This window comes from Exiguobacterium sp. s142 (genome assembly GCF_018618455.1).
GTDB lineage: Bacteria > Bacillota > Bacilli > Exiguobacteriales > Exiguobacteriaceae > Exiguobacterium > Exiguobacterium aurantiacum_A.
Genome location: NZ_JACSMB010000022.1, coordinates 1 through 25,436, shown reverse-complemented (window position 1 = coordinate 25,436; position 25,436 = coordinate 1). Strand labels below are relative to the sequence as shown.

The window sequence follows — 25,436 nt, the reverse complement described above, 5'->3', positions numbered from 1 at the left end:
CGAAACGTTGCTCTACACTAAAAAAGAAGGAGTGAGTCACATGAAATGGATGATTCCAAAACAGCACGGCGCCTGGTCGATGCTTATTTTACCGTTCTTACTCGGCGGCATCGTCGGAGGATGGACACTCGCGCACTTACCGTTCGCCATCGCTTGGTTGTTCGTCTACATGGGCACGTTTTTCTTGTTCCAATACGTGAAGCAACGGAAGAAGTCGGCTGAGCTGTTGCGAACGGTCGTGACGTATCTCGTGATTGCGACAGTCGCTGCCATTCCGGTGTTCATCACCGAGTGGCGTCTCGTCTGGTTCGTCCTCGCGATGATCCCGTTCGGTCTCGTCAACGCCTATTTCGCCAAAATCAAAGACGAGCGCAACGTCTGGAACGACGTCAGTGCCGTCACGTCATTTTGTATCGGTGGGATGGCGAGCTATTACTTGGGTGCGCAGACGTTGGGCGCGACGATCGTCTGGCTGTTCATCTTGCCATACTTGTATTTCCTCGGCAGTATCTTTTACGTCAAGACGATGATTCGGGAGAAGAAGAGCGCGTTGTACCGGAACATCTCGTGGGGGTATCACCTCATGCTCGTCGCAGCGTTCATCGCGTTCGGCTATTCGGTCTTGGCGCTCGCATACGCGCCGAGCCTCGTCCGGGCGATCGTTTTCTACGGCAAAAAGATCCCAATCATGAAAATCGGGATCTTTGAGATTGTGAACTCGGTGTTCGTTTTAATCTGTTTGAGCGTATATCTTTACACGTAGAAGGGGCAACCCTTCTTTTTTTAGTCGCTTGACGACGTGCTCGCGATGATGGCGACGCTTGCTGCCGCCGAGGCCGCTTGTTGCATCGCCAGCAAATGAGCGAACGTCCCGTTCAGTAGCAGGTCGCTCGCATCTTCGGTAATATGTTCCGCGGCGACGAGTTGGATGGCGACGTTTAGTCCGTGCGTGTTGAACCAGCGTTGCTGCTCTTTTTCAGCGTTCGTGATGTCGAGGATCGCTTGTTCGTCTTGGTCGTTCGGTGCCGAGACGATCGAGAGCAAGGCGAGCGACGGTAGCTGCTCACTCTTGACGGTAAGCTGTTGGTTTTCAAGGCGGGTGCGCCAGTCTAAGAAGCGAGCGACGGCGTCGTCTCGGTCCAACTTGCTGAACATGAGCAAATGCGACACGAGCTGCAGTTCGTTCGAGCGCGGTAACTGGATTTTCAGCGCCTCGTAATACGATTCGATGCGCTCGTTCAGTTCAGTGTGGTCGTCGAACGCTTGCACGAGGACGAGTGCCGACAGCAGATCCTCTTCACTCGTGAGCCACGGATGCTGGCGTTTAAATGCTTGATAGAGGGCGCTTGCCTCATCGAGCCTGCGTTCCGGTTCGTCGACGTTGATCAACTGGCTCGCGAGGAACGGCCGCAGCGCGCTGAATCGGAAATGTTTTCGGTCGAGCAGCGTGTCGAGACGAAGTGCTTCGTCAATCGCGGGGCCGACGTCTTCATACTTGGCGTCGAGAAACGATAACCAGACGAGGTTGTTGCTACCGCGAAATTTGGAGAACAAGCCGGTTTTCTGTTTGACGGCCGCCTGCGCCTGTTCAAACCGATTTGGGTCGAACGGGGTGTCATGGATGGCGTAGTTGACGGCCATCAATCGTCGGAAGTCGTCAGTGAGTGCCCATTTGGTCGCCGTTTTGATGGCTTCGAGCGAATCGAGGTAACGAATATAACGCGTCATCATTAGCATTTCCTCCTTTTTCTATTCGTACGGAAAAATCGGGCTAAACGTTTCATAAAAGTGATATCGTTTCTGTTCTTAAATTAGGACGGCGTTTAATTAGTAAACAAAAGGGAATCGAAATATGTCCGAAAACTTTGTTATTAATTTGGAGGTGCCGAAACATGGAAGGTAGTCCGTATGCATACGCGTTCCGTAACCTTGGTTCGGGGTTTCTATTCGGGTTGGGCCTGATTGCATTTGTGGATGAGACGGTATTTCATCAATTATTGGCGTGGCATCATTTCTATGATAAATCGACGTCTGCCGTCGGCTTATTCTCAGACGGGTTATTTCATGCGTTCAGTTGGTTTGCGACCGTAGCTTCCTTGTTCCTCCTGGCAGACCTACGGAGAAGAAAGTCATTTTGGATGAAGCGGTGGATCAGTGGCGTCCTGATCGGCGTTGGTTTTTTTCAACTCTACGATGGGATTATTCATCACAAACTACTGAAAATTCATCAGATTCGTTATGGCGTTGAGATTCTTCCATATGACCTCGTTTGGAATGTTACGGCCCTCGTCATCCTCATAGGTGGTTTAGTGCTCTTTAACCAAACGCAGAAACGGAAGCTACTTGTGAAAGAAGGAGGATAAATGAGGATGCATTCCCATGTCCAGACGATAAGTGGCGGTTATGAGGCGACGGTCGTGATTTTGTTGTTTATGGCTCTCCTTGCTTATTCGTTCGCCGGAATTTTTACGAGTCGCGCTTATAAACCGTGGCCGCTATATCGCTACGGTTTATGGATGATAGGTATTGTTTGTGTAGGCCTTACTTTGGTTGGACCGTTAGCGACTTTTGCCCACACCAATTTTGTCGGGCATATGATTAGTCATCTGTTTCTAGGTATGTTGGCGCCATTGTGTCTCGCCTTGTCCGCCCCGATGACGTTACTGTTACGGACGCTTGATGTACACGTCGCGAGAAGAGTGACACGCGTATTAAAAAGTCGGCCGCTCCAATTCTTCACGAATCCGGTCACGGCTTCCGTTCTCAACATTGGAGGACTATATCTGCTCTACATGACGGATTTGTATTCACTGATGCATCAATCAATTCTTTTATATGTGTTAATTCATCTGCATGTGTTTTTAGCAGGGTATTTGTTTACCATTTCTTTGATTTATGTGGACGTCACGTCACACCGATACAGCTACATATACCGATCACTTGTATTGATTGCAGCATTGGCCGGACATAAGATATTGGCAAAAATAATTTATGTGAGCCCACCAAATGGGGTGCCAACAGGAGAGGCAGAGGTAGGAGCCATGTGGATGTATTACGGTGGGGATTTGGTTGATCTTCTATTAATCATCATTCTTTGTTACCAGTGGTATATTGCAACTTCTCCCCGTGCCCTAGCTACGAGAGATAACGTATGAGTACACAAGAAAAGACGATCGTCCCGATGCGTTCGGGATGATCGTCTTTTCTGTCTGGCGGTCTACAATTATTGAACTTGCGTGTACAGTTTTTGCATGTACTCGTTCACTTCGTCGGCTGCTTGGAACATCATGAACGAATGTTGCAAGATGATTTCCGGTGAGAAGCCGAGGTCGAGATCGAGCGTTGAAGCGAGCGTGACGTCACGGTCGCTGTCGAGCACGCAACGGAAGTACTTGAACTCTTGGTTGAACTCGTTCAATGCGTTGAGGATCGGTAGGTCTTCGACGTAGTCCGGCACGTGCGTCACTGTCGCGGCGTATAGCTCGGCGTCAGTCGTCTTTTTGTTGAAGGCGATAATCATAACGGGCTGGGCCTCAGATTTAGTCGTTTCACGCGTTAAAAACGTGACGTGCGTTTCGGTCTCGCTCTCTTTGAACGTCATGTTGCGTTCTGCGACGAGCGCTTTGAATGATTCTACTTTTTCTTCAAAGTTCACAAAGAAATCCCCCTTAAAAGTCGTTACTCTAACTTTCTCCCATTTGAGAGGGGAAAGCAAGGGGAACTAGCGTTTCATCAACATTTTGATGGCTTCTTCGACCGTTTCTGACGTATCTTCGCCATCTTGTTGCGCCGTGATAATGCACTGCTCCAAGTTCTTGGCGACGATGATCGTCGAGGCGCGGTCAAGTGCCGATCGAGCCGCGCTCAGTTGTGTCACGACGTCGCGACACTCCTTGCCTTCTTCCATCATGCGGATGATGGCCCGGATCTGGCCTTCGACCCGTTTCATCCGGTTCAACACTTTCGTGTCGTATTGATACTGTTCCATAAGTTTCACCTCTATATTCAAATCGTTCAGTAACCCAACTAGTATTGTGTAGTCTCATCTTAATACGTGGGGGAGTATGTGTCGAGCAACAACGTTTAAGCCGGAAAAAATCGACTGTTTGCCGATTCGTCAAACTTTTCCCTTGCAATCACATACCATAGGGGGTATATTAATGACGTGGAAGCGAATTGTTCAATGAATCACAAAGTTTATCGGACGCCCGCTACCAAGCTGATCATGAATACGTGAAATGACTATAGATAAAAAGGATGGGTAAACAAAGATGAAAGCATCGGCTTTAAAACGTCAAATGGACTTTGAAGTCCCTGTAAACATCGTCGACGTGCGCGAACGCGACGAGTTTCAAGAAGCACACATCGCGGGGGCGGCGAATTACCCGCTCTCTGAAATAACGGAGTGGATTGATACGCTCGACACAGACCAAGAGTACATCGTGCTTTGTCGTTCGGGCGCTCGCAGCACGCAAGCTACTTGGCAAATGGAAGCAAAAGGTTATAAAGTGGTCAATATAGAAGACGGCTTGATGAGCTGGCCTGGTGAAGTCGTCAAAGGAGGAAACGAGCAATGAGTAAAAAAATCGTAATTGTCGGTGGGGTAGCAGGTGGTGCTTCGGCAGCCGCACGTCTCCGTCGCTTAAATGAAGAAAATCAAATCGTCATGTTCGACCGTGGCGAATATATCTCATTTGCCAACTGTGGTCTCCCATACTACATCGGTGACGTGATTCAAGACCGTCAAAAATTGCTTGTCCAAACAGTTGAGGGCATGAACAAACGGTTCCAACTCGATATCCGCAACTTGACGGAAGTGATGAAAATCAACCGCGCTGAGAAGACGGTGACGGTGAAACACGTCCAAACGGGTGAAACGTACGATGAGTCATACGACGTCCTCGTCTTGTCGCCTGGAGCGAAACCGATTCGTCCGAACATTCCTGGAATCGAGGAAGCAGAAGATATCTTCACGCTCCGAAATATTCCGGATACAGATAAAATCCGCAGCTACGTCGATGACAAGGCACCGAAACACGCGACGGTCATCGGAGGCGGCTTCATCGGAATCGAGATGGCTGAAAACTTACGTGAACGCGGCGTTGACGTGACGCTCGTCGAAATGGCGGATCAAGTCATGACACCGCTCGACCGTGAGATGGTCGCACCAATCCATGAACATATGCGTCTCCATGGCGTGGACCTCCAATTGTCAGACGGCGTGTCGTCGTTCTCTGATCAAGGGAAGAAGATTCATTTGACGAGCGGCCGTGTCATTGAAACGGACATGGTTGTCATGTCGATCGGGGTCATTCCTGAATCGACGATCGCCCGAGAAGCCGGTCTTGAGACAGGGACACGTGGCGCTATCCGTGTCAACGAGAAGATGCTCACGTCGGATCCGAACATCTATGCGATCGGGGACGCGGTCGAAGTGCTCGACTATATCTTCAAAGAGCCAACGGTCGTTCCGCTCGCATGGCCAGCCAACCGTCAAGGACGCCTCGTTGCCGACATCATTAACGGCCGCGACGTGAAGTACAACGGGACGATGGGTACCGGGATCGCAAAAGTGTTCGACATGACTGTCGCTTCGACAGGATGGAACGAGAAACGTTTGAAAGCGGCCGGCAAAGAGTTTGAAGCCGTCCACGTGCACCCAGGTTCACACGCAGGCTACTACCCAGGATCGACTCCGGTTTCACTCAAACTGTTGTTCCATCCGACAACGGGTGAAATCTACGGTGCTCAAGGTGTCGGGATGAACGGTGTCGATAAACGGATCGACGTCATCGCGACAGCAATCAAAGGTGGTTTGACGGTCCTCGACCTGCCAGACCTCGAACTTAGCTACGCACCGCCGTTCAGCTCGGCGAAAGATCCGGTCAACATGATCGGTTACGTCGCCTCGAACGTCATCCTCGGTGACAACGAAGTCGTGCATTGGGACGAGATTGACGCATTGGTCGAGAACGGTGCGACACTCCTTGACGTCCGTGACGAGTCTGAGCATGAGCTCGGGAAAATTCCTGGGTCGATCAACATCCCGCTCAACTCGCTCCGTGACAACTTGGACAGCTATAGTAAAGACGAGACGATCTACGTGACGTGTCAAGTCGGCCTTCGTGGCTACCTGGCTTCACGCATCTTGCGCCAAAATGGCTTTAAAGTGAAAAACTTGAGCGGTGGCTACAAGACGTGGTCACAAGTACGACGTGATTTTGACGCGCTCGAGACAGTTAAAACGGCAGATGAGACTGCTGCGACAGCAACGAAGGAGGCACCACCCGCAATGACGAATGAACCAGTCGGAGAACCGATTTTCCTTGATACATGTGGTCTTCAATGCCCGGGCCCGATTTTAGAAGTAAATAAAAAAGTGGCAGAGCTCGGCGAAGGCGAGACGCTCCGCGTCCTCGCAAGCGATCCTGGTTTCTTCGCAGACATCGAAGCATGGGCGAAAAAGACGGGTAATAAACTCGTCTCGAAACAGTTCGTGAACGGTCGCGTCGAAGCGATCCTTCAAAAAGGCAACGGCCCTGCGGCCGCTCAAGCAGGAGCACCAGCCGGCGACGGCGCTTCGATGGTCGTCTTCAGCGGAGACCTCGACCGTGCCCTCGCCTCGTTCATCATCGCTCAAGGCGCAGCGGCAATGGGCAAAGAAGTGACGATGTTCTTCACATTCTGGGGATTGAACGTCATTCGTAAACCAGACGCACCTGACGTGAAGAAGCAAGGTCTCGAGAAGATGTTCGGCATGATGATGCCTTCGCATGCTGGAGAACTTCCGCTCTCGAACATGAACTTCGGTGGGGTTGGCCAGAAAATGATGAAGAAAGTGATGAGCGACAAGAACGTGCCATCACTTGACCAAATGATTAAATCGGCACAAGAAGCAGGCGTCAAGATGGTCGCTTGTACGATGTCGATGGATGTCATGGGAATCAAAGAAGAAGAGTTGATCGACGGCATCAATCTCGGCGGTGTGGCAGCATACCTCGGGGCAGCTGAAGGCGGCAACTTGAACCTGTTCATCTAAGTGAATTAAATAATCAGAGCGACTGGCCATGTGCCGGTCGCTTTTTCTATTGTTTGGGTGTGAAACTTGAAAATTGCTGAAAAAGATTGCATTCTCCGCACACTTTTCCTATAATTCTAATCATGTTAAGAAAGTTGACATAACTTTTACTTATAACTAAACATACATTTTGGAGGATTGAAGATGGAGAATATGATCGAAAAGTTTGTTGGGCAAGCGAACGACCTGCTCTGGTCGTCGGTGCTCATCGTCGTTCTTGTCGCGTTAGGCCTTTACTTCACGATTCGCATGGGGTTCGTTCAGTTCCGTATGCTTCCTGAAATGTTCCGCCTCTTGTTCAAAGACGGCATGAAGCGTGAAAAAGGACAAGTGTCTTCGTTCCAAGCGTTCGCCATCGGGACGGCAGCACGTGTCGGAACAGGCAACATCGCCGGTGTCGCGACAGCGATCGCGCTCGGTGGTCCGGGAGCTGTCTTCTGGATGTGGATCATCGCTTTAGTCGGTTCCGCCTCGGCGTTCGTCGAGAGCACGCTCGCACAGGTCTATAAAATTCGAGATGGCCGTACATGGCGCGGGGGACCGGCTTACTACATGGAGCGCGCCCTCGGGCAACGGTGGCTCGGCATCTTGTTCGCCATCCTCATCACGTTCTCGTTCGGTTTTGCTTTTAACTCGGTCCAATCGAACACAATTTCGCTTTCGATGAGCAACCAGTTCGGGGTCAGCCCGACAACGGTCGGTCTCGTGTTGGCTGCCATCACAGCAATTGTCATCTTCGGCGGCATCCAGTCGATTGCGATGTTATCAAGTATCATCGTTCCAATCATGGCCGGCGGTTACATCCTGCTCGCTTTATGGATCATGATTTCAAACGCTTCGCTATTGCCGAGCGTGTTCGGTCTCATCTTCTCTGAAGGTGTGCTCGGTCTCGAGCAACTGTTCGGCGGGGCAATCGGGGCGATGGTCCTTCAAGGGATCCGTCGCGGTCTGTTCTCGAACGAAGCGGGTATGGGGTCGGCTCCGAACGCGGCAGCGACTGCTGAAGTATCACACCCGGTCAAACAAGGCTTGATCCAATCGTTCAGCGTCTTCGTCGACACGCTTCTCATCTGTACGTCGACAGCGATGATCATCTTGTTGTCAGGCGTGGCTGGTTCGGAAGCGTTCGCAGGTGTCGAATTGACACAAGCGGCGCTCACGGCTGAGATTGGTCCGATGGCGACGTCGTTCCTGACAATCGCGATCTTCTTGTTCGCGTTCAGCTCGATCCTAGGAAACTACTACTACGGTGAGACGAACATTCAGTTCATCTCGAATAAAAAGATTTATGTCACGCTCTACCGCATCGGTGTCGTCGGGATGGTCCTCTTCGGAGCTGTCCGTTCGGCCGGTCTCGTCTGGTCGATCGCCGACGTGTTCATGGGACTCATGGCGCTCGTCAACTTGTATGCGATTTTCCGTCTTGCGAAAGTCGCGCGGCTCGTGCTCGACGATTATTTGGAGCAACGCCGTCAAGGAGACGATCCGGTATTTTATGCCGACTCGATCGAAGACCTGCCTGGTCGTGAATATTTAGAGGCTTGGGATAACGAGGAAGAAGAAGTCAAAACGGGTACGTTCCGTTCATAAGCAACAAACCGTCTACGAATATACGTAGACGGTTTTTTTGCGTCTGAAAGAAGGGTAAAGTGAAGAAAAGGGGGGCGTTCACTCATGGAGACGACACATTATATACGCATTTCCCCGGAAGTATGGGTCTCGTTCGGTCAAGACCCGGAGATGATTCTAGACTGGTTGCTTCACGTGCACGAGCAACACCGTGACACGTACGAGACGTTGACGCTTCCAAATATTGAACGGTTTCAACAAATACTCGGTCAAATCGAGGTGTATATCGACGGGAATGACACGTATAACTTGGAGATGGCCGTCATCGGGGAAGAGTTGGTCGTCAATGAGAAGCAGGCGGTCGTCGTCGGGATTTTGACGCCGCAGCTGCTTCATATCGTCAAAGACGCGATGAACGCCTTCAAAAAAGAAGATGTCGGAGAGATGGCGCTAGTGAATCGTGACAGTCTCGATGACATTTGGCTCAAATGGACGCTGTTGAAGCGCTTCTGTGACGAGGCGAGCGAGCGGGATGAGCTCGTGTTGATTTATTATGAATGAATTCCTCTATCATATGGTATAATTTAACAAAAATGACGGAGGGATGGAGCGTGGATTTTTTAGGACTTCTGTTATGGATTGGGCTTTTCATTAATCCGTTTTTAGGTTATCAAACGGGGGAGAAATGGATTGGGCGTCTGACGCTCGGATCTTTACTCGTATTGATGGGCTTGTTTTTGTATCGGCATAGCGGATTCGATGCGTATGAGTCGTTGCAAAGCGTATGGGATGTGCTACTTACGGTTTATCTGCTCATGCTCGTCATGAATAGTTATTTAGTTAGTCGACGACTTGTTCCAGAACTGACAGTATTTCATATCAGTTTCATTGCACTGTCTAGCTTTATGTTGAGCCAAATTTGGTCAGTTCTATCCTTGAAAACGTGGAAGACGTCTCAACTTGTCGATACACAAACCTTGCTGTTGACACTTATAATCGCGTTAATCCTCTTACTTATCGTTTGTTTGAAGATGGTGGATCGTCGAGCCAATGCATAAAAAATCCCGAAGCGTGTAAGTTCACATGCTTCGGGATTTCGTTTATTTCAATGCGATTTCAAGCGCTTTGACGTTCTCGCGCATCAAGTCGAAATAGCTTTGGTCCATCTGTTCTTTCGTGACCGATTCAAGGTTGTAAATCGTCACGGCTTCGGCACCGATTTCATTTTTGACGACTTCGGCCACTTTCGGTGTCACCGTGTCCTCGAACGCGATGTACTTCAAGTCATGGAGCTCTGCCTCTTCGATGACTCGCTTCAACGCTTGCTGTGACGGCTCTTCAGACGGCGTGAGACCAGTGATCGGAAGCTGGTCGAAACCGTATCGTTCCGCCAAGTAGCCATAAGCCGCGTGCGTCACGAGGAGCTCTGACTTCGAACCGGCGTCGACAGCCGCTTGCAGCTCGGCATCGAGCGTGTCGGCTTCTTCTTTGAATGCGCTCAACCGATCTGCGAATTCGTCTTTATAGTCAGGCGCTTGCTCGGCGAACGACGCCTCAACCGCTTCTGCCATCGAGACGGCGTTCATCGGATCGAGCCAGACGTGCGGGTCGTATTGGCCGTGATTGTGACCGTCGTCCTCGCTGTGGCCTGCGTCTTCTTCCGTATGCCCATCTTCCTCGTGGCCATGCTCGTCTGCTTCGTGGCCGTGCTCATCCTCACCGTGAACGTGGACCGTGTCGTCAGCCGAGAGCAGAGCGATGTCTTCTGCTGTTTTGACGAACGTGACGTCCTCACTCGCGAGACTCTGTTCCATCGACTCGACGTACGGCTCAAGGTCATGGCCGATCGTGAGGAATAGATCAGCTTCCGCGATCTGTGTCATCTGTTTTGAAGTCGGCTCGTACGTGTGCGGGTCGGCGCCGGGCGGGATCACCATCTCAACGCGGACGCGATCGCCCCCGATCTCTTCGGCAATCGATTTTAAGGCGAATGTCGACGCGTATACCGTCAACTGATCGCTCGCTTCGTCTGTAGCATTTGTAGCATTACTCTCTTCGTTGTTGGCGCAACCGCCGAGTAAAAGTGTCCCGGCCGCGGCGACACTCATTAATTTCTTGTTCATGTATTATTCCGCCTCTCATTCTCTATATCAATTATTAAACCGTAACGGTTACGTTCTGTGACTGCGTCTAATATTATAGGGGGCAGTCAATCACACGTCAAGTCCGACTTCCGATGGATGGTTTTTTAAGAAAAAGGGAATATGATTAAAAAAAGAGCGAGGAGTGGATTTGTATGAGAAAGGAGACCGCCTGGTTTGTCGGGGGCGCTGCGTTAGCGGCGGCGACCGCGGCCGGGGCGAGCGTTTGGAATCAGTACGGTTCGCTCGTTAGATGGCAAGAACCAGAGATGACGGTTCGCCCGTCTATACGCAAACGACGAACCCACACGTACAAGGTCGTCAACGACCAACCGCTCCAATTCGATATATACTACCCACCGGGCGATGGACCGTTCCCGGTCGCCGTCTACGCGCACGGTGGCGCGTTCGTCCGCGGAGGCCGAGGCATGGTGACATTGTTCCATCCCCTTCTCGATCATTTCTTGGGGAAAGGGTTCGCCATCGTCAGCATCGACTATCGACTGTTCGAGGACGGGGTCTACTTCCCGGACAACATCATCGACGTGTCTGACGCGCTCTGTTACTTGAAACAACATGACGGGCTTCTCAATCTCGATATCGATCAATTGATCGGCTGGGGCGACTCGGCGGGTGCGGCGCTCGTCCTCGCGACGGCGCTCGACCGGGGTAAACAGTTTACAGGTGAACTCGGTGACGACGTGCCGCCGATGAAAGGTGTCATCGCGCTGTATCCGCCGACGAACTTCCTATTGTTCAAGTTCATCCAGACATGGCTCGCGCACTTGAAGTTTTACGAGGGCAGTCGCGAGGCGTGGCGTGAATTGATGGTGAAATGTTCACCGGTCACACATCTGTATGACGACGCGCCGCCGATTCTCATCTTGCACGGGAAAAAAGACCCGATCGTCCCGTTCGGGCAAGCGCTCCATTTCGTCGAGCACGCCAGTGAGGTCGGAGCGAACGTCCAGCTCATCTCGTTCCCGAACGGTACCCACTCGCTTGCAAGTTTTCTCCAATCTGATAATCCGATTAAAGAAACACAGCTCATGGCCCGCATCGATCGTTTCATCGACGATGCCTTGACGTGACGTTGCGATTTTTTAGAAAGATGTTACGATTGGAAAAGATTTAACGATTACGAAGGAGTGAAGAGTGTGACGGAACTTTGTTTAGTCCGACATGGTCAGACGGATTGGAATTTTCAAGAAATCATTCAAGGACGGGAAGATATCCCGCTCAACGCGCTTGGACATCGCCAAGCCGAAGAGAGCGCGGCTTTTTTAAGTCAAGAGAACTGGGACGTGATCGTCGCGAGCCCGCTCACGCGAGCAATCGATACGGCCCATTACATCGCGGAGGCGTGCGGGATCAGTCCGGGCGAGATTATTCAAGACGAACGGTTCATCGAGCGTGAGTTCGGCCATGCGTCAGGCAAACCGGTGCCTGGCATTTACGAGGCCGTTCAAGCGGACGATCAGGAACGGGTTCCGGGTCTTGAGTCGGAAGACGAGATGCGGGCCCGGGTGCTTGAAGGGATGGAACATCTCGTCGAGGTGCATAAAGGGAAGCGGATCATCGTCGTCTGCCATTCGCATGCAATCAAAGCCGCCCTATCGGCGGTCGATGACACGTACACGTTCCGCCATGCCATGCGGAACGCCTGCTCGAACTATATCGAACATCGTGAAGATCAGTTCGTCGTAAAGGCCGTGAACGTTGCCGATCATATTACGAACGAGATCGTCACGAAGTGAGGAGAAGCTCATGACGACATTGCTCTGGATTTTCATCATCGTATCATTTGTTGTCGCGTTCGCGGGATTGATCTATCCGGTCATCCCGAGCGTGCTGTTCTTATTCATCGGTTATGTGATTTACGGATTCGGGTTCTCGTTTGAACCGCTCACATGGACGTTTTGGCTCTGGCAAATCCTGTTCTTGATTTTCTTGTTTGCGGTCGACTACATCGTCACACGGGCGACAGTCGACAAGCGCGGCGGCTCGGAACGGGCGAAGTGGGGCGCGACCATCGGTTTAATCGCCGGACCGTTCATCTTCCCGCTCGTCGGCGTACTCATCTTCCCGTTCATCTTTGCGTTTTTAGCGGAGCTCACGCTCGGCAAAACGACGCGCGAGGCGTGGAGCATCGGCGTCGGGACGGTGCTCGCGTTCCTTGGTAGCACCGTGCTCAAAGTCATCGGGATGACGATGATGGTCATCTTGTTTTTCATGTATATCTAAAGGCGGAGAAAATTCTTCGTCTTTTTTGGTTGAGCCGTTTACAAAAACGGGGAAAGAAAAACAAGACCGTTCGCTTATTCGAACGATCCTGTCTTGACGAGCTGGGTGAAGGCAGAGCGGCTGAACGACTGTTGCTGCTCGACTTGTTTTTCGAAGAACGACGGTTTGAGATTGGCGTCCGCCACCCCTTCTGAGATCAAGGAGTCGAGAACTTGTTTCGTCGGATCTTGTTTTGGCAGGAGCATCAATCCTTCAGCGACGAACGTGTGATGGTTCGACAGCGAACGCTCGCTCGTGAACGTCATCGCGATGGCCGCGGGACGGTTATTGGCCGAGGTGATGACCGCCTCTGCTAAAAGAAGGATCCGTTTATTCAAATAGTGGTGGAGCATGACGGCAAATTCGGTCGGGACGAGCATTTCGAGGAGCCATTCATTATCGTGTTCTTTCGAGATGATCAACCCGTCGAGCAGCTCGATCGGGAGGTTTAACTCGTTGCCGTACTCGTCTTGGACGAGGCGGACTTGGACCAGACGGAACGTTTTCATCGTATCGATCCCTTCCACGTTTACTTTAACTCATCTTAACATAGTCTGATTCGAAGATTGTGTTACGATAACGGGGAAGCGACGTGAATATCAGAGGATAAGGAGGCATCACCATGAGTTGGATTGTTGGCATAATCGGATATATCACGATCCTAGCAATCGGTTATTACGGTGTCCTTTTCTTCAAAGTAAAGCAAGAACGGAGTCGAGCCGGGTATCGCATCTTTCTTTTACTCTCGGGACTGTTCTTCGTGAGTGGGAGTGACTATATCATCGCCTTGTTCCAGGGGGACACGGAGGCGACGTTTTGGCAGCGGACCATCTATTTCATCTTGATTTTGATTTCCCTTTCGATCGCACTTTACTTTCGGAGAAAAGAAGATAAACTCCATGCGCACGAAATGACGACCGCATAAAGAAAAGGTTACGGGGACGCCCCGTAACCTTTTCTTTATTTTGGAATCCGTGTTTGACGGATCATTTCGAGCTTCAAATCCCACAGCGGCTTGCTGAACGTGACCGCATACACTTCTGGCAACCGGAGTCGCTTGTACTCTTCCCATAGTCCGTTCATCTGCTCATGGTGATACTGGCGGATGTCTGTCGCACTCGGCAAGTCGTACACGCGCTTCCCATCTAGGAAGATCGGTTCGAGCAAACGTTTGACGGTGAAGTTGCGCGTCTTGATTCGGAACGCCGGGTCACGCACGTCGATCAAGTCGATCTCTGTATACGTCTCGACCGGTTCGTCGGCGAGCGCGATGTAATCCCCTTTGAACTTGCCCGTCTCGTTATCGATGATCCGGTAAAGTTCTTTCTTGTGCGGGGTCGTCGTCTTCACTTTCGAGGACGACACTTTGATGACCGGTTTCAACTCGCCGTCGGCCCCTTCACGGGCGACGAGCTTGTACACCATCCCGAGGGCCGGCTGTTCATAAGCCGTGATCCCGCGCGTCCCGACGAGGAACGTGTCGGCTTCAGCGCCTTGCATCCGCAAGTCTTGGATGACGTACTCGTCGAGGTCACCTGAGACGACAATTTTAACGTAGTCGAGACCGGCCGCGTTCAATGCTTTCCGAGCCCGTTTTGATAAGTAGGCAAGGTCGCCCGAATCGAGACGGACCGATTTCAAGCGGTATCCTTTCGCCTCGAGCTCTTTTGCGACCGTGATGGCGTTCGGGAGCCCCGATTTGAGCGTGTCGTATGTGTCGATCAACAGGCTCGTGTTGTCCGGATACATCTCGGCAAACGAACGGAACGCCTCGAGTTCGTCATCATGAAACTGGATGTCGGCGTGCTCCATCGTCCCTCCGGTCGGGACGTTAAAATCACGTCCTGCCGAAACGAGGCTCGTCACGTCAAAGCCGGCGATGTAAGCGGCGCGCGTCCCATAGTAGGCGGCGTCGACGCCTTGGGCACGGCGGGCCCCGCCTTCAAGCAACGTCTCATTCGGCGCGGCTTGACGGATTCGGGCGTACTTCGAGGCAATGAGTGACTCATGGTTAGCGATGTTGAGGAGCGCCGTTTGGAACAGCTTCGCTTCGAAGATCGTCGACTCGATCCGGACGACTTGTTCGTGCGGGAAGATGATTTCACCTTCGCGCACACTATAGAGAGAACCGGTGAACTTGAAGTTGCGGAGAACGTCACCGAACTCGTCCTCGAACCCGAGCTGTTCTTTCAAATAAGCAATATCGGCTTCCGTGAACGAGACGTTCTCTAAATAGTGCACGATATTTTGCAAGCCGGCGAAGACGACGTAACCGCCGCTGAACGGGTTCGAGCGGTAGTAAAGGTCGAAGACGACTTTTTCGTTATGACGGCCTTGTTTCCAATAAATATACATCCAGCGTGGGAGATAAAGGTCGGTATGAAGCGCTAAGTTGCGATGTAACATTGTAGTTTCCTTTCTGTTTGGCGTCACTTCCCGGTCACAGTAGCTCCGAGGGTCGTGACAAAATGTTCGAGCGCCCAGTCGTGTCCGACCAGGTTAAAGCTTTGAACCGCATCCGCATGGACGACGATCTTGTATCCGAGGTTGTACGCATCGACGGCCGTATGGAGCACACAGATGTCGGTGCATACACCGACGAGATGGACTTCATGGATGCCGCGCTCACGTAGGCGAAGGTCAAGGTCTGTGCCTGCGAAGGCGCTGTAACGCGTCTTGTCGATCCAATGATCGGCGCGTTCGGCGGCGGGTTTGACGGCGCCGTACAACTCGCGACCTTCCGTGCCCCGAATGTTGTGGGGTGGGAACAACGTCGTTTCAGGGTGATACGTGTCGCCGGCGTCATGGACGTCGTTCGCGACGACGACGTAGTCCTCTGTTGAAAATTCCTCGATCAACTGGACGATTCGTTCTTCTATGTCTTGCCCGGGTTTCCCGCAAGTCAAACGACCCGTGTCTGCGATAAAATCAAACGTATAATCAATGACGATCAATGCCCGCATGGGAAGTCTCCTCTCTCTTGTGAAGAATGATTTGGCTATCTTTCTTATTCTAAATCATTTTGCGGCATGCGAAAAAGATTATTTTCGCGCTTGGTCGGGTAGTAAGTGTAAGAGGAACTGCAATCGAAAGGGGAATCAGCTGATGATTTTGTCATCGACCGAACTGTCTGAACAGTTGTCACGATTACCGGGCTGGGAAGTCGTCGAAGGGGAGTTACAAAAAACGTATCGCCTCGAGACGTTTCCGGAGGCGATCCAATTCGTTCATCTCGTCGCCGATATGGCCGAGACGCTCAACCATCATCCGAACATATTGATCGAGTATCGCAACGTCACGCTCACCGTGTCGACACACGACGAAGGAGGCATCACAGAGAAGGACATCATGCTCGCGAAAGGCTGTGAGGAACTTGTCTAAACTGTTTATGACGTTCGCCTCAGGCAGTGTGGCCGATCGGTTGCGCAAGGAACCGGGCGTCATCGTCGCGAGCGGCAACGAGACAATCTTGCTTGCCGAAGGGGACAAGTCCCCGTTCCAGAGTGGGAAGACGTTCCAGATCGAAGAAGCGGCAGGACAATTCGCGCCGACAGGGAATATCATCTATGCGAACATCCCGGTCGACTCGAACGCCCGGTCGCTCTTGTTCCACCGATTGCTGAAAGAAAAGTCCCGTCTCGGGTCTGGGCACAACGGATTTGCCGCGTATCGGCTCGGCGTTGACCCGGACGACAACCACGGGATTGTCATCATTCAATTCACTGAAGAAGGAAATCGGTTCCGTGATTCGACCGACTACTTACTGTTTCAAGAACGGTTGAAAGAAGCCGTCGAACAAAAAGGGGCCGGTCCGATCATAAAACACTATGTCGTCAGTGAACCGGATAACCTATAATAAACATAACGTCACGTTAGGGGAGGATTTTTTTATGAACAAGAACTACTTCTGGATGGGTTTGGCGGCAGGTGCCATCATCGGTGCCAGCGCATCGCTACTCCACAAAGAGACACGCGATCAGCAGATCAGACAGCTCAAAGGGATGAAGTCACGACTCAAGTCGACGGACACATCGACGCAATCACATTCGGTCGGGCTCCAAGCCTCATCGAAAAGCAGCTTGAAAGACCGCGTCATGGACTTGAAGGCGTTGTACGAAGAAAACCAAGACACGATTCAAAACCTCGTCGAAGACGTCAAAGACTTGGTCGACGCGCTCCAAGACGCACGTCATAAAAATCAGATTTAATTCAAATGGCCAAGCGCTGAGCGCTTGGCCATTTTTTCATAAGAACTGTGCGAACAAGCCGAAAACGGCGAGCCCGATAATGACGTAGAAAATCCATTTGCTGTCGCTCGAATGGACGACAGGCGGAGCGTACTTCCGCGGCTTGTACTTCCCGTAACGGAGCGGACGCGAGTAAGGCACCGTGAAACGAGACAGCGGGATCGCGAGCAAGAATCCGGCCAAGAATCCGTACACGTGTCCCCAAAGCGACACGTTCGACCCGATGAGCGTGAACACGGCGCTGATGGCGACGAAGATATAGACGAGTCGAGCGTCTTGGCTGTAGATGAGCGTACGGCGGAAGCGGCCGATGAAAACGTAGAAGCCGAGAATCGCTAAAATCGCACCCGAAGCACCGGCCTGCAGGTAGAACAGTTCGCTCACCGTGAAGAAGGTCAACAAGTTGGCGAGCGCACCCGCCACGAGATAAAACACGGCGAACTTAACATGACCGACCATGCGTTCCATGGCAGGTCCGAAAATGATGAGCGCGAACGAGTTGAACAGCAAGTGACCGAGGCCTAAATGAATGAAGTTGGCTGTCACGAGACGGTACCACTCGCCCTGGGCGAGCGCGAGGTGGAACGACCCTCCGAGCGCGACGATACGCAGTGAGGGCATCAAAGAATCGATGACAAACACGAGCAGTTGGATTACAATGAACAGCGTTACGAGCGGATACGCCCGTACGAACGTTTGAACATTCTCAGTACGACTAAACATAGCATCACCTCTTTTCTTAATTGTATAAGGAAACGAGTGAAAAAGGAAAGGAGCGAGTGTCCTATGATTGCGGGAATCGGAATCGATATCGTCGAGCTAGAACGGATCGCTCGCTCGATCGAACAACCTCGCTTTATGAACCGGGTGCTTACGGAGGCAGAGCGCGGGCTTGCCCTCACGTATTCAGACGAACGCCGAATCGAGTTCGTCGCCGGTCGGTTCGCGGCGAAAGAAGCCTACGCCAAAGCGGTCGGGACAGGCATCGCCCGCGGTTTGTCGTGGCAGCAGATCGAAATATTGCCGGACGAGACGGGACGCCCGCATATGACGGCGCCTCACCCGGGCCGGATTCATGTCAGCATTAGCCATAGCGAACGGTACGCCGTCGCACAAGTCATCATTGAAGAGGGGGATCACCATGTTTCGTCCAAGTTGGATTGAAATCGACCGGGCGGCGATCGCCCACAACATCATCGAAATCAAAAAACGTATCCCGCAAGCGCTCATGGCGGTCGTGAAAGCGAACGCCTACGGGCACGGGGCCGTTGAGGTCGCGAACATCGCGCTCGCAAACGGGGCGACGATGCTCGGAGTCGCCTTGCTTGAAGAAGCAATCGAGCTTCGAGACGCCGGTATCACCGCCCCGATCCTCGTCATGGAAGCACAATTCCCAGAATACGCCGGAGTCGCGGCCGAGCATGATGTGACGCTCTCCGTGTTCTCGGCCGACTGGTTACGTGAGGCGAAAGCGTATATGACCGAGCGTCCGCTCACCGTCCACGTCAAAGTCGACACAGGCATGGGACGTCTCGGCTTGCGGACGCGGGCCGAACTTGACGCACTTCTCGACGCAGCCGACGACCGCTTTGACGTCGAAGGGATTTATACACACTTCGCGACGGCCGACGAACCGGACAGTCCGCTCTATTACGAGCAACAAAAGCGGTTCAGTCAGTTGATCGACGGACTCATCCCGCGCTTCCGCTACATTCATACATCGAACTCGGCCGGGGCGATCCGGATGGCCGGAGAAGATGTTCCCTATAACCTTGTCCGTGTCGGCATCGCGCTGTACGGGTTATACCCATCGAGCGAGATGGCGTCGGTGTATGCGTTCTTGAAACCGGCGTTCACATTGAAGAGCCGACTCATGCAAGTGAAGACGCTTGAAGCCGGGCAGACGGTCAGCTACGGTGCGACTTACACGACGACGGCCGATGAATGGATCGGGACGGTACCGGTCGGTTATGCCGACGGCTGGATCCGCAAGGCGAGCGGCTTCGAAGTCGACGTCGAGGGCGAGCGTTGCCCGATCGTCGGACGGGTGTGCATGGACCGCTTCATGATCCGCCTTCCGCACGAGTTCTCGGTCGGCACCGTCGTCACGTTGATCGGCGGGGCGGTCGCCATCGATGAACTCGCGGCACACCTCGGGACCATCAATTACGAGGTCGTTTGTCAATTGACGAGTCGATTGCCACGGCGCTACGTGTAAATCATAAACGTGTGAAATTATCTGAATTCTTTCGTGAATCCTCTATATTTTCCCATTCTTGCGTGTTATATTGATAAAGAACGCGGGAAAAATTCCGCCAATCACCGAAACGATTCTGGAGGTGCAAGATGTTGAAACAGCGAACTACGGGTGCTCTAGTGTCCGTTCCAGATCGGTTCTCGCAGCATGTGAGTCCGATTTCGATGAAAGATCGTGAATCACTGTCATTGAACGATGTAGTGACGTACTTGTCTAAGGAAATTGCTGATCGACAACAAGCACTGCGTGAAGAATTGGCGAAAGGCTATCAAGAGATGGCCGCGTTTAATTTGAATATGGCAGAAGAGATGCTGATGATTGAGACGGAAGCCGAACATGCTCTCTTACGTCAAGTAAGCGGGGTGTGAGCGGAGTGATCGTAAAGCGTGGTGACGTGTTTTATGCGAATCTGTCGCCCGTAGTCGGTTCAGAGCAAGGTGGAGTTCGTCCGGTTCTCGTCATTCAAAACGATATCGGCAATCGCTTTAGCCCGACCGTCATTGTCGCTGCGATTACGGCTCAGATCCAGAAAGCAAAACTGCCGACTCATGTGGAAGTATATCAAGTCAAACACGGCCTCGAACGAGACTCCGTGATTTTGCTTGAACAGATTCGAACGATTGATAAGCGTCGTCTGACGGATAAAGTCACTCATCTCGATGATGAGACGATGCACAAAGTTGACCGAGCGCTAGAGATCAGTATGGGATTAATCCCGCTCTAGCTTACATATAACTAAACCGGTACATGGGTATCGGTTTTTTTTCAAAAAGATCGATAAAAGTGGTTTCAAATCCTGAAATAAGGGAAATATGATTAATCGTACTCAATTTTTCTATGCGTAACATTAGGAGGGAATATACAATGGATTTAGCGATTCGCGAGCAAGTCATTGGAGAACAATTACACCTTTACGTTTCTGGAGAGGTAGACACATATACGGCACCAAAATTGAAAGAGGTCTTGCACCCGGCGATTACGGAACAAGATGTCATCGTTCATTTGGACGAAGTCGACTATATGGACTCAACAGGTCTCGGCGTCTTCGTCGGCGCACTTAAAATTGCCAAACGTAACGAGAAAGAGTTGTCGCTCGTCGGCGTTACCGATCGCGTCAACCGTCTCTTTGAATTGACAGGCCTAGACAAGTTATTGTCGATCAATACAAACGTAAGAGGTGGCACGAAATGAGTAACATCGAACAGACGGTGATGACGTTCCCGGCCAAACCGGAATATGTCGGCGTGGTCCGTTTAGTCGTCTCAGGAATCGCTAACCGTATGGGATATACGTACGACGAGATCGAGGATATTAAAATCGCGGTCTCGGAAGCGTGTGGCAACGCTGTTCAGCACGCTTATGAAGACCAAGAGGGTGAAGTGAAGCTCACGTGCGGCGTCCACGACGACCGCCTCGAGATGACGATCGAAGACTCGGGCAAGACGTTCGCGGACGACGTGAAACGCCAAGCGGCTCCGGTCGAGGAGACGGCAGAAATCGAATCGCTTCACGAAGGGGGACTCGGTCTTTTCCTCATTGAAGCGTTAATGGATAACGTCTCGATCAACAAGGACAACGGTGTCAAAGTGACGATGACGAAACTCCTTAACAGGGACGAGGTGGATCAGAGTGCCAGCAAAATCTCAACAACGCCATCACAGTGATGATGAAGTATTGGAGTGGATTGAGCGCTATCAACAGGACGATCAAAACGAAGAAGTCCAGATGCTCCTCATCAACCGATACTCAGACCTTGTTGAAGCGCTCGCTCGAAAATTCTCGCGTGGCCGGGCCATCCATGATGACCTTGTGCAAGTCGGGATGATCGGGTTGCTCGCCGCACTTCGCCGTTTCGACCCGGAGTTCGGACGCAGCTTCGAATCATTCGCCGTTCCAACGATCATCGGTGAAATCAAGCGTTTCATCCGTGACAAGACGTGGAGCGTTCACGTGCCGCGTCGGATCAAGGAGCTTGGACCGAAAATCAAGAAGACGGTCGAAGAGCTGACGACAGAACTGCAACGGTCACCGCGCATCGATGAGATCGCCGACTACCTTGGCGTTTCCGATGAAGAAATTCTCGAAACGCTCGAGATGGGCAAGAGCTATCAAGCGCTCTCGGTCGACAGTTCAATTGAAGCGGACAATGAAGGTAGCACGGTCACACTGCTCGACCTCGTCGGCAGCCAAGAGCGTGGGTATGAGTCAGTCGACCAGCGCCTCATTCTCGAAAAGGCGTTCAGCGTCTTGAACGAGCGGGAACAAGCGATTTTGGAATGTGCTTACTATAAAAACATGAGTCAAAAAGAGACGGGCGAACTCCTCGGTATTTCCCAGATGCACGTGTCACGTCTACAACGACGCGCGCTCGAGAAATTGCGTGAGGCCATCAAAGTCCCACTCAACGAAGTATTCTCAAACGATGACTAAACGGTCATCGTTTTTTTGTCGTCTTCTACAGAGTTTGCTACACTTCAATAGAGAAGAGAAAAGGAAGTGATTCGATTGATTACGAAGATTGCGAACGAATTAAAGCTGAATACGAGTCAAATCGAGACGGTACAACAACTTGCGTCGGATGGAGCGACGATCCCGTTCATGGCCCGCTATCGAAAAGAGATGACGGGGAATTTGGACGAAGTCGAAATTAAAGCGATCCTCGACTCGCTCCAATATGAAGAGAGTCTCCAAAAACGGAAAACAGACGTCCTCGCAAAACTCGAAGAACTCGAGAAGGCGACGCCGGAACTGACACGGGCCATTGAGGTCGCGACGAGTCTCCAACAAGTCGAGGACATCTACTTGCCGTATCGTCCGAAGCGCCGGACGAAAGCCGAGCAGGGACGAGAGAAGGGGCTGCAGCCGCTCGCCGACTGGTTCCGAGAAGTATCTGCTTATTCGGTGCAACAAGCGGAGGGACTCGCGGGTGAACTGGCGCTAGAAGAGGCGCTTCCGTTCGTACAAGCGATCATCGGGGAAGAGTGGGGGGAAGAGGCAGCGCTCCGCCAGACGCTGCGGACGAAAGTGCGGAACGAGGCACTCCTCCGGTCCCAAAAGAAAAAGGCGGCAGAAGATGAGAAAGAAGTGTTCGCCCAGTATTACGACTACGAGGAGAAAGTGGTCGGCATCGTGCCGCACCGCATCCTCGCGTTGAACCGGGGTGAGCGGACCGACGTGCTCCAAGTGAAGCTCGTCTTTGACGAGACGTTGTTCTTGAAACGAGCAATCAGTAAGTTAGATCGTCTTCCGACCGAGAAACGGGATGTCGTGACGCTCGCTATAAAGGACGCGTTCAAGAAATCGGTCTTCCCGGCCATCGAACGTGAAATCCGTAGTTCGTTGACCGAGACGGCTGAAGAACAAGCGATCGACGTCTTCGCGAAGAATTTGAAGCAGCTCTATATGCAGCCGCCGCTCCGTGAAGTCGTCGTGCTCGGTATCGACCCGGCCTACCGGACAGGCTGTAAGTGGGCCGTCGTCAACGAGACCGGGAAAGTCGAAGAAGTCGGCGTGTTCTATCCGACGGCGCCGGAGCATGACGTGACCGGTTCAGAAAAAGTGCTCTCATCTCTTGTGAAACGCTATCCGATCTCCGTCATCGTCATTGGCAACGGGACCGCCTCGCGTGAGACCGAGCAATTTGTCTCGAACTGGCTGAAGACGGCCGAGCGTGAGATCGCGTACGCGATCGTCAATGAAGCCGGTGCCAGCGTATACTCGGCTTCCGAGATTGCGCGATCTGAGTTCCCGGAGTTGAAAGTCGAAGAACGTTCGGCTGTATCGATTGCCCGTCGGATCCAAGATGCGATGGCCGAGCTTGTAAAAGTCGACCCGCAATCGGTCGGGGTCGGACAGTACCAGCATGATGTCAGTCAAAACAAATTGAAAGGCTCACTCGAGTTCGTCGTCGAGAGCGTCGTCAACATGGTCGGTGTCGATGTGAACCGAGCTTCCGAGTCGTTGCTCACGTACGTATCGGGCCTCAATAAGACGACGGCAAAAAATATCGTCGCGTATCGTGATGAGTTCGGGCGCTTCAATACCCGTAAAGAAATCAAGAAAGTGCCGCGTCTTGGGGCGAAGGCGTATGAGCAGGCAGCTGGCTTCCTTCGCATCACGAACGGGAGCGACGTGCTCGACCAAACCGAGATCCACCCAGAGAGTTACAAGTTGACGTTATCTCTATTGAAGGAACTCGGTGTCTCGAAAGTAGCGGTCGGCACGGCCGAGTTGCGAGATCGGTTGAAATCGGTCGATGCCCGAGTGCTCAGCGAAACGCTTGAGGCGGGATTGCCGACGGTCGAAGACATCTTGAAGTCGCTCGCCAAACCGGGCCGTGATCCACGTGAGGATATTCAAAAGCCGCTCTTGCGGACGGACGTCATGAACTTAGAAGACTTGCAGGTCGGGATGGAGTTCCAAGGGACGGTCCGCAATGTCATCGACTTCGGGGCGTTCGTCGACATCGGGGTCAAACAGGACGGACTCGTTCACATCTCGAAGTTGTCGAACCGTTACGTCAAACATCCGCTCGACGTCGTCGCGGTCGGGGACATCGTCACCGTCTGGATCGAGCAAGTCGATGCCAACCGGGGGCGGATCAGCCTGACGATGCTAGAGCCTAAAAAACAATAAATCGATATTTAGTAAGAAGAAAGTCGGAGTTGAGCAAAGTGGTTTCATTTTGCTCAACTTTTTTATTAAAAAGTGTTGACGGTCGTTTTTGACCGTGATATCTTATAGAGGTCGCCAAGAGCGCGGCATGAAAAATTAAAGCTTTTCTAAAAAAGTGATTGACACGTTTCGGGTTTGCGGTTACAATTTAAATCGTTACTTTGAAAAATTCAAGCAACGTTCCGCAATAGCTCAGTGGTAGAGCAACCGGCTGTTAACCGGTAGGTCGTAGGTTCAAATCCTACTTGCGGAGCCATTTTATTTTGGAGACGTACCCAAGCGGCTATAAGGGGCTCCCCTGCTAAGGGAGTAGGCTGGGAAACCGGTGCGAGGGTTCGAATCCCTCCGTCTCCGCCACTTACTTTTTAGAAAGCATCAATCAAATAAATGGCCCGTTGGTCAAGCGGTTAAGACACCGCCCTTTCACGGCGGTAACACGGGTTCGATTCCCGTACGGGTCACCATTTCGGAGGATTAGCTCAGCTGGGAGAGCACCTGCCTTACAAGCAGGGGGTCGGCGGTTCGATCCCGTCATCCTCCACCATTTCAAATTTAAGCGCGTATACTGGTCTTGTGGTGTAGGGGTTAACATGCCTGCCTGTCACGCAGGAGATCGCGGGTTCAAATCCCGTCAAGACCGCCATTTACGTTGGGCTGTAGCCAAGTGGTAAGGCATTGGATTTTGATTCCAACATGCGAAGGTTCGATCCCTTCCAGCCCAGCTTATATTTGAGCCATTAGCTCAGTTGGTAGAGCATCTGACTTTTAATCAGAGGGTCGCAGGTTCGAGCCCTGCATGGCTCACCATTTTTATTCCTCGTAACATTTAATTACGCTGCGGTCGTGGCGGAATCGGTAGACGCGCTAGGTTGAGGGCCTAGTGGTGGTTAACACCGTGGAGGTTCAAGTCCTCTCGACCGCACCATGCACCCTTAGCTCAGCTGGATAGAGCGTTAGACTACGAATCTAAAGGCCGGGAGTTCGAATCTCTCAGGGTGCACCATTTTTATTATGGGCCTATAGCTCAGCCGGTTAGAGCGCACGCCTGATAAGCGTGAGGTCGGTGGTTCGAGTCCACTTAGGCCCACCATCTTAACTGACGAACTTTGAAAACTGAACGATGAGGCAAAAAAAGTTTTACAAGTTTTGATTGAAGCGCAAGCTTCGTCATTTTCAAGAGCTATATC

Annotated in this window: 31 protein-coding genes and 10 tRNA genes; 33 read left to right on the top strand and 8 right to left on the bottom strand. The window is 51.9% G+C overall.

Annotated elements, in window-relative coordinates; all coding sequences use genetic code 11:
- The first annotated feature begins 40 nt into the window (after positions 1-40).
- Entirely contained in the window at positions 41-763 is a 723-nt protein-coding gene (locus tag KNP77_RS14400; RefSeq protein WP_251139108.1) for a YwiC-like family protein, read from the top strand.
- A 20-nt stretch (positions 764-783) separates the two neighbouring features.
- On the opposite strand, the gene KNP77_RS14395 is transcribed toward KNP77_RS14400, so the two are convergent.
- Positions 784-1,731 (bottom strand): DUF4003 family protein, encoded by a 948-nt coding sequence (locus KNP77_RS14395; RefSeq protein ID WP_251139107.1) that lies wholly within the window; start codon positions 1,729-1,731, stop codon positions 784-786.
- Between the two features lie 161 nt (positions 1,732-1,892).
- On the opposite strand from KNP77_RS14395, the gene KNP77_RS14390 reads away from it, so the two are divergent.
- Positions 1,893-2,363 carry a DUF2243 domain-containing protein gene (locus KNP77_RS14390; RefSeq protein WP_131444065.1) on the top strand — a complete coding sequence of 157 codons (471 nt, stop codon included), beginning with the start codon at positions 1,893-1,895 and terminating at the stop codon, positions 2,361-2,363.
- Positions 2,364-2,369: 6 nt separating this feature from the next.
- The gene (locus tag KNP77_RS14385) at positions 2,370-3,155 is read left to right on the top strand and encodes a cytochrome c oxidase assembly protein (RefSeq protein WP_214891434.1); all 786 of its coding nucleotides are present in this window, start codon (positions 2,370-2,372) and stop codon (positions 3,153-3,155) included.
- A gap of 68 nt (positions 3,156-3,223) precedes the next feature.
- Here the strand turns inward: KNP77_RS14385 and KNP77_RS14380 are convergent, their stop codons facing one another.
- Positions 3,224-3,655, bottom strand: a complete 432-nt coding sequence (locus tag KNP77_RS14380) for a type III secretion system chaperone family protein (protein WP_070329205.1) — start codon at positions 3,653-3,655, stop codon at positions 3,224-3,226.
- 66 nt (positions 3,656-3,721) lie between these two features.
- Positions 3,722-3,988, bottom strand: coding sequence for a metal-sensitive transcriptional regulator (locus KNP77_RS14375; protein WP_016509666.1), 267 nt, complete (start codon positions 3,986-3,988; stop codon positions 3,722-3,724).
- A gap of 283 nt (positions 3,989-4,271) precedes the next feature.
- Here KNP77_RS14375 and KNP77_RS14370 point away from each other — a divergent pair, with 283 nt between their 5' ends.
- From KNP77_RS14370 to KNP77_RS14350, 5 genes are all read left to right on the top strand, one after another.
- A complete protein-coding gene (locus tag KNP77_RS14370) occupies positions 4,272-4,577 on the top strand; it encodes a rhodanese-like domain-containing protein (protein ID WP_016509667.1) in 306 nt (101 codons plus the stop codon).
- Positions 4,574-7,039, top strand: coding sequence for a CoA-disulfide reductase (locus KNP77_RS14365; protein ID WP_131466004.1), 2,466 nt, complete (start codon positions 4,574-4,576; stop codon positions 7,037-7,039). Before KNP77_RS14370 ends, KNP77_RS14365 begins: the two co-directional genes overlap by 4 nt.
- Before the next feature lie 183 nt (positions 7,040-7,222).
- Positions 7,223-8,668, top strand: a complete 1,446-nt coding sequence (locus KNP77_RS14360) for an alanine/glycine:cation symporter family protein (RefSeq protein WP_070329207.1) — start codon at positions 7,223-7,225, stop codon at positions 8,666-8,668.
- Positions 8,669-8,752: 84 nt separating this feature from the next.
- Complete coding sequence (locus KNP77_RS14355; RefSeq protein ID WP_070329208.1) at positions 8,753-9,208, top strand: hypothetical protein; 456 nt, start codon at positions 8,753-8,755, stop codon at positions 9,206-9,208.
- Between the two features lie 50 nt (positions 9,209-9,258).
- A complete protein-coding gene (locus KNP77_RS14350) occupies positions 9,259-9,705 on the top strand; it encodes a hypothetical protein (RefSeq protein ID WP_131490621.1) in 447 nt (148 codons plus the stop codon).
- Between the two features lie 42 nt (positions 9,706-9,747).
- Here the strand turns inward: KNP77_RS14350 and KNP77_RS14345 are convergent, their stop codons facing one another.
- Positions 9,748-10,770 (bottom strand): metal ABC transporter solute-binding protein, Zn/Mn family, encoded by a 1,023-nt coding sequence (locus tag KNP77_RS14345; RefSeq protein ID WP_131466006.1) that lies wholly within the window; start codon positions 10,768-10,770, stop codon positions 9,748-9,750.
- A gap of 173 nt (positions 10,771-10,943) precedes the next feature.
- Between KNP77_RS14345 and KNP77_RS14340 the strand changes: the two genes are divergently transcribed.
- The 3 genes from KNP77_RS14340 (at position 10,944) to KNP77_RS14330 (ending at position 13,032) form a co-directional block, all read left to right on the top strand.
- Positions 10,944-11,879, top strand: coding sequence for an alpha/beta hydrolase (locus KNP77_RS14340; RefSeq protein ID WP_070329211.1), 936 nt, complete (start codon positions 10,944-10,946; stop codon positions 11,877-11,879).
- A gap of 66 nt (positions 11,880-11,945) precedes the next feature.
- A complete protein-coding gene (locus KNP77_RS14335) occupies positions 11,946-12,545 on the top strand; it encodes a histidine phosphatase family protein (protein WP_214891432.1) in 600 nt (199 codons plus the stop codon).
- A gap of 10 nt (positions 12,546-12,555) precedes the next feature.
- Positions 12,556-13,032: a DUF456 domain-containing protein gene (locus tag KNP77_RS14330; protein ID WP_214891429.1), complete on the top strand. Its 477-nt coding sequence runs from the start codon at positions 12,556-12,558 to the stop codon at positions 13,030-13,032.
- 74 nt (positions 13,033-13,106) lie between these two features.
- Here KNP77_RS14330 and KNP77_RS14325 read toward each other — a convergent pair whose 3' ends face one another.
- On the bottom strand, positions 13,107-13,580 hold the full coding sequence (locus KNP77_RS14325; protein WP_070329230.1) for a YwpF family protein: 474 nt from the start codon (positions 13,578-13,580) through the stop codon (positions 13,107-13,109).
- Between the two features lie 113 nt (positions 13,581-13,693).
- Between KNP77_RS14325 and KNP77_RS14320 the strand changes: the two genes are divergently transcribed.
- Positions 13,694-13,996, top strand: coding sequence for a hypothetical protein (locus KNP77_RS14320; protein ID WP_070329214.1), 303 nt, complete (start codon positions 13,694-13,696; stop codon positions 13,994-13,996).
- A 35-nt stretch (positions 13,997-14,031) separates the two neighbouring features.
- On the opposite strand, the gene KNP77_RS14315 is transcribed toward KNP77_RS14320, so the two are convergent.
- Both KNP77_RS14315 and KNP77_RS14310 read right to left on the bottom strand, forming a co-directional pair.
- The gene (locus KNP77_RS14315; protein WP_070329215.1) at positions 14,032-15,477 is read right to left on the bottom strand and encodes a nicotinate phosphoribosyltransferase; all 1,446 of its coding nucleotides are present in this window, start codon (positions 15,475-15,477) and stop codon (positions 14,032-14,034) included.
- A 23-nt stretch (positions 15,478-15,500) separates the two neighbouring features.
- Positions 15,501-16,034, bottom strand: a complete 534-nt coding sequence (locus tag KNP77_RS14310; protein ID WP_214891427.1) for a cysteine hydrolase family protein — start codon at positions 16,032-16,034, stop codon at positions 15,501-15,503.
- Between the two features lie 142 nt (positions 16,035-16,176).
- On the opposite strand from KNP77_RS14310, the gene KNP77_RS14305 reads away from it, so the two are divergent.
- Genes KNP77_RS14305 through KNP77_RS14295 form a run of 3 tightly spaced genes read left to right on the top strand, consistent with a single transcriptional unit; the run spans position 16,177 to position 17,279 of the window.
- Positions 16,177-16,452, top strand: a complete 276-nt coding sequence (locus tag KNP77_RS14305; protein WP_070329217.1) for a 4a-hydroxytetrahydrobiopterin dehydratase — start codon at positions 16,177-16,179, stop codon at positions 16,450-16,452.
- Positions 16,445-16,927 carry a hypothetical protein gene (locus KNP77_RS14300; RefSeq protein WP_236633533.1) on the top strand — a complete coding sequence of 161 codons (483 nt, stop codon included), beginning with the start codon at positions 16,445-16,447 and terminating at the stop codon, positions 16,925-16,927. The genes KNP77_RS14305 and KNP77_RS14300 overlap by 8 nt, the downstream gene beginning before the upstream one ends.
- Before the next feature lie 34 nt (positions 16,928-16,961).
- Positions 16,962-17,279, top strand: coding sequence for a hypothetical protein (locus KNP77_RS14295; protein WP_070329219.1), 318 nt, complete (start codon positions 16,962-16,964; stop codon positions 17,277-17,279).
- Positions 17,280-17,315: 36 nt separating this feature from the next.
- On the opposite strand, the gene KNP77_RS14290 is transcribed toward KNP77_RS14295, so the two are convergent.
- Entirely contained in the window at positions 17,316-18,041 is a 726-nt protein-coding gene (locus tag KNP77_RS14290; protein ID WP_131490623.1) for a rhomboid family intramembrane serine protease, read from the bottom strand.
- A 63-nt stretch (positions 18,042-18,104) separates the two neighbouring features.
- Between KNP77_RS14290 and acpS the strand changes: the two genes are divergently transcribed.
- The 18 genes from acpS to KNP77_RS14200 all read left to right on the top strand — a co-directional run bounded on the left by acpS (position 18,105) and on the right by KNP77_RS14200 (position 25,339).
- Positions 18,105-18,482 carry a holo-ACP synthase gene (gene acpS / locus KNP77_RS14285; protein WP_070329221.1) on the top strand — a complete coding sequence of 126 codons (378 nt, stop codon included), beginning with the start codon at positions 18,105-18,107 and terminating at the stop codon, positions 18,480-18,482.
- On the top strand, positions 18,460-19,536 hold the full coding sequence (gene alr / locus KNP77_RS14280) for an alanine racemase (RefSeq protein ID WP_214891425.1): 1,077 nt from the start codon (positions 18,460-18,462) through the stop codon (positions 19,534-19,536). Before acpS ends, alr begins: the two co-directional genes overlap by 23 nt.
- Before the next feature lie 128 nt (positions 19,537-19,664).
- Positions 19,665-19,943, top strand: coding sequence for a hypothetical protein (locus KNP77_RS14275; RefSeq protein ID WP_214891423.1), 279 nt, complete (start codon positions 19,665-19,667; stop codon positions 19,941-19,943).
- Positions 19,944-19,948: 5 nt separating this feature from the next.
- Complete coding sequence (locus KNP77_RS14270; protein ID WP_016510516.1) at positions 19,949-20,299, top strand: type II toxin-antitoxin system PemK/MazF family toxin; 351 nt, start codon at positions 19,949-19,951, stop codon at positions 20,297-20,299.
- Positions 20,300-20,439: 140 nt separating this feature from the next.
- Positions 20,440-20,766: an STAS domain-containing protein gene (locus tag KNP77_RS14265; RefSeq protein ID WP_016510528.1), complete on the top strand. Its 327-nt coding sequence runs from the start codon at positions 20,440-20,442 to the stop codon at positions 20,764-20,766.
- Entirely contained in the window at positions 20,763-21,239 is a 477-nt protein-coding gene (gene rsbW / locus KNP77_RS14260; protein ID WP_070329224.1) for an anti-sigma B factor RsbW, read from the top strand. Before KNP77_RS14265 ends, rsbW begins: the two co-directional genes overlap by 4 nt.
- Complete coding sequence (gene sigB / locus KNP77_RS14255) at positions 21,205-22,005, top strand: RNA polymerase sigma factor SigB (RefSeq protein ID WP_016510526.1); 801 nt, start codon at positions 21,205-21,207, stop codon at positions 22,003-22,005. The genes rsbW and sigB overlap by 35 nt, the downstream gene beginning before the upstream one ends.
- A 66-nt stretch (positions 22,006-22,071) precedes the next feature.
- A complete protein-coding gene (locus KNP77_RS14250) occupies positions 22,072-24,210 on the top strand; it encodes a Tex family protein (RefSeq protein ID WP_353048841.1) in 2,139 nt (712 codons plus the stop codon).
- A 220-nt stretch (positions 24,211-24,430) separates the two neighbouring features.
- Positions 24,431-24,505: transfer RNA gene (locus KNP77_RS14245), tRNA-Asn, on the top strand.
- A gap of 9 nt (positions 24,506-24,514) precedes the next feature.
- A tRNA-Ser gene (locus tag KNP77_RS14240) sits at positions 24,515-24,606 on the top strand.
- 32 nt (positions 24,607-24,638) lie between these two features.
- Positions 24,639-24,713: transfer RNA gene (locus tag KNP77_RS14235), tRNA-Glu, on the top strand.
- 4 nt (positions 24,714-24,717) lie between these two features.
- A tRNA-Val gene (locus KNP77_RS14230) sits at positions 24,718-24,793 on the top strand.
- Positions 24,794-24,816: 23 nt separating this feature from the next.
- Positions 24,817-24,892: transfer RNA gene (locus KNP77_RS14225), tRNA-Asp, on the top strand.
- A 7-nt stretch (positions 24,893-24,899) separates the two neighbouring features.
- A tRNA-Gln gene (locus tag KNP77_RS14220) sits at positions 24,900-24,971 on the top strand.
- A gap of 9 nt (positions 24,972-24,980) precedes the next feature.
- A tRNA-Lys gene (locus KNP77_RS14215) sits at positions 24,981-25,056 on the top strand.
- A 30-nt stretch (positions 25,057-25,086) separates the two neighbouring features.
- Positions 25,087-25,174 (top strand) — tRNA-Leu (locus tag KNP77_RS14210).
- A gap of 1 nt (position 25,175) precedes the next feature.
- Positions 25,176-25,252: transfer RNA gene (locus KNP77_RS14205), tRNA-Arg, on the top strand.
- A gap of 10 nt (positions 25,253-25,262) precedes the next feature.
- Positions 25,263-25,339 (top strand) — tRNA-Ile (locus tag KNP77_RS14200).
- Positions 25,340-25,436: the final 97 nt, after the last annotated feature.

Bases quoted from the DNA above. Each gene is read 5' to 3' on its own strand.
- KNP77_RS14400 (WP_251139108.1), top strand. From the start codon at position 41: ATGAAATGGATGATTCCAAAACAGCACGGCGCCTGGTCGATGCTTATT.
- KNP77_RS14395 (WP_251139107.1), bottom strand. From the start codon at position 1,731: ATGATGACGCGTTATATTCGTTACCTCGATTCGCTCGAAGCCATCAAA.
- KNP77_RS14390 (WP_131444065.1), top strand. From the start codon at position 1,893: ATGGAAGGTAGTCCGTATGCATACGCGTTCCGTAACCTTGGTTCGGGG.
- KNP77_RS14385 (WP_214891434.1), top strand. From the start codon at position 2,370: ATGCATTCCCATGTCCAGACGATAAGTGGCGGTTATGAGGCGACGGTC.
- KNP77_RS14375 (WP_016509666.1), bottom strand. From the start codon at position 3,988: ATGGAACAGTATCAATACGACACGAAAGTGTTGAACCGGATGAAACGG.
- KNP77_RS14370 (WP_016509667.1), top strand. From the start codon at position 4,272: ATGAAAGCATCGGCTTTAAAACGTCAAATGGACTTTGAAGTCCCTGTA.
- KNP77_RS14365 (WP_131466004.1), top strand. From the start codon at position 4,574: ATGAGTAAAAAAATCGTAATTGTCGGTGGGGTAGCAGGTGGTGCTTCG.
- KNP77_RS14360 (WP_070329207.1), top strand. From the start codon at position 7,223: ATGGAGAATATGATCGAAAAGTTTGTTGGGCAAGCGAACGACCTGCTC.
- KNP77_RS14355 (WP_070329208.1), top strand. From the start codon at position 8,753: ATGGAGACGACACATTATATACGCATTTCCCCGGAAGTATGGGTCTCG.
- KNP77_RS14345 (WP_131466006.1), bottom strand. From the start codon at position 10,770: ATGAACAAGAAATTAATGAGTGTCGCCGCGGCCGGGACACTTTTACTC.
- KNP77_RS14340 (WP_070329211.1), top strand. From the start codon at position 10,944: ATGAGAAAGGAGACCGCCTGGTTTGTCGGGGGCGCTGCGTTAGCGGCG.
- KNP77_RS14330 (WP_214891429.1), top strand. From the start codon at position 12,556: ATGACGACATTGCTCTGGATTTTCATCATCGTATCATTTGTTGTCGCG.
- KNP77_RS14325 (WP_070329230.1), bottom strand. From the start codon at position 13,580: ATGAAAACGTTCCGTCTGGTCCAAGTCCGCCTCGTCCAAGACGAGTAC.
- KNP77_RS14320 (WP_070329214.1), top strand. From the start codon at position 13,694: ATGAGTTGGATTGTTGGCATAATCGGATATATCACGATCCTAGCAATC.
- KNP77_RS14315 (WP_070329215.1), bottom strand. From the start codon at position 15,477: ATGTTACATCGCAACTTAGCGCTTCATACCGACCTTTATCTCCCACGC.
- KNP77_RS14310 (WP_214891427.1), bottom strand. From the start codon at position 16,034: ATGCGGGCATTGATCGTCATTGATTATACGTTTGATTTTATCGCAGAC.
- KNP77_RS14305 (WP_070329217.1), top strand. From the start codon at position 16,177: ATGATTTTGTCATCGACCGAACTGTCTGAACAGTTGTCACGATTACCG.
- KNP77_RS14295 (WP_070329219.1), top strand. From the start codon at position 16,962: ATGAACAAGAACTACTTCTGGATGGGTTTGGCGGCAGGTGCCATCATC.
- KNP77_RS14290 (WP_131490623.1), bottom strand. From the start codon at position 18,041: ATGTTTAGTCGTACTGAGAATGTTCAAACGTTCGTACGGGCGTATCCG.
- acpS (WP_070329221.1), top strand. From the start codon at position 18,105: ATGATTGCGGGAATCGGAATCGATATCGTCGAGCTAGAACGGATCGCT.
- alr (WP_214891425.1), top strand. From the start codon at position 18,460: ATGTTTCGTCCAAGTTGGATTGAAATCGACCGGGCGGCGATCGCCCAC.
- KNP77_RS14275 (WP_214891423.1), top strand. From the start codon at position 19,665: ATGTTGAAACAGCGAACTACGGGTGCTCTAGTGTCCGTTCCAGATCGG.
- KNP77_RS14265 (WP_016510528.1), top strand. From the start codon at position 20,440: ATGGATTTAGCGATTCGCGAGCAAGTCATTGGAGAACAATTACACCTT.
- rsbW (WP_070329224.1), top strand. From the start codon at position 20,763: ATGAGTAACATCGAACAGACGGTGATGACGTTCCCGGCCAAACCGGAA.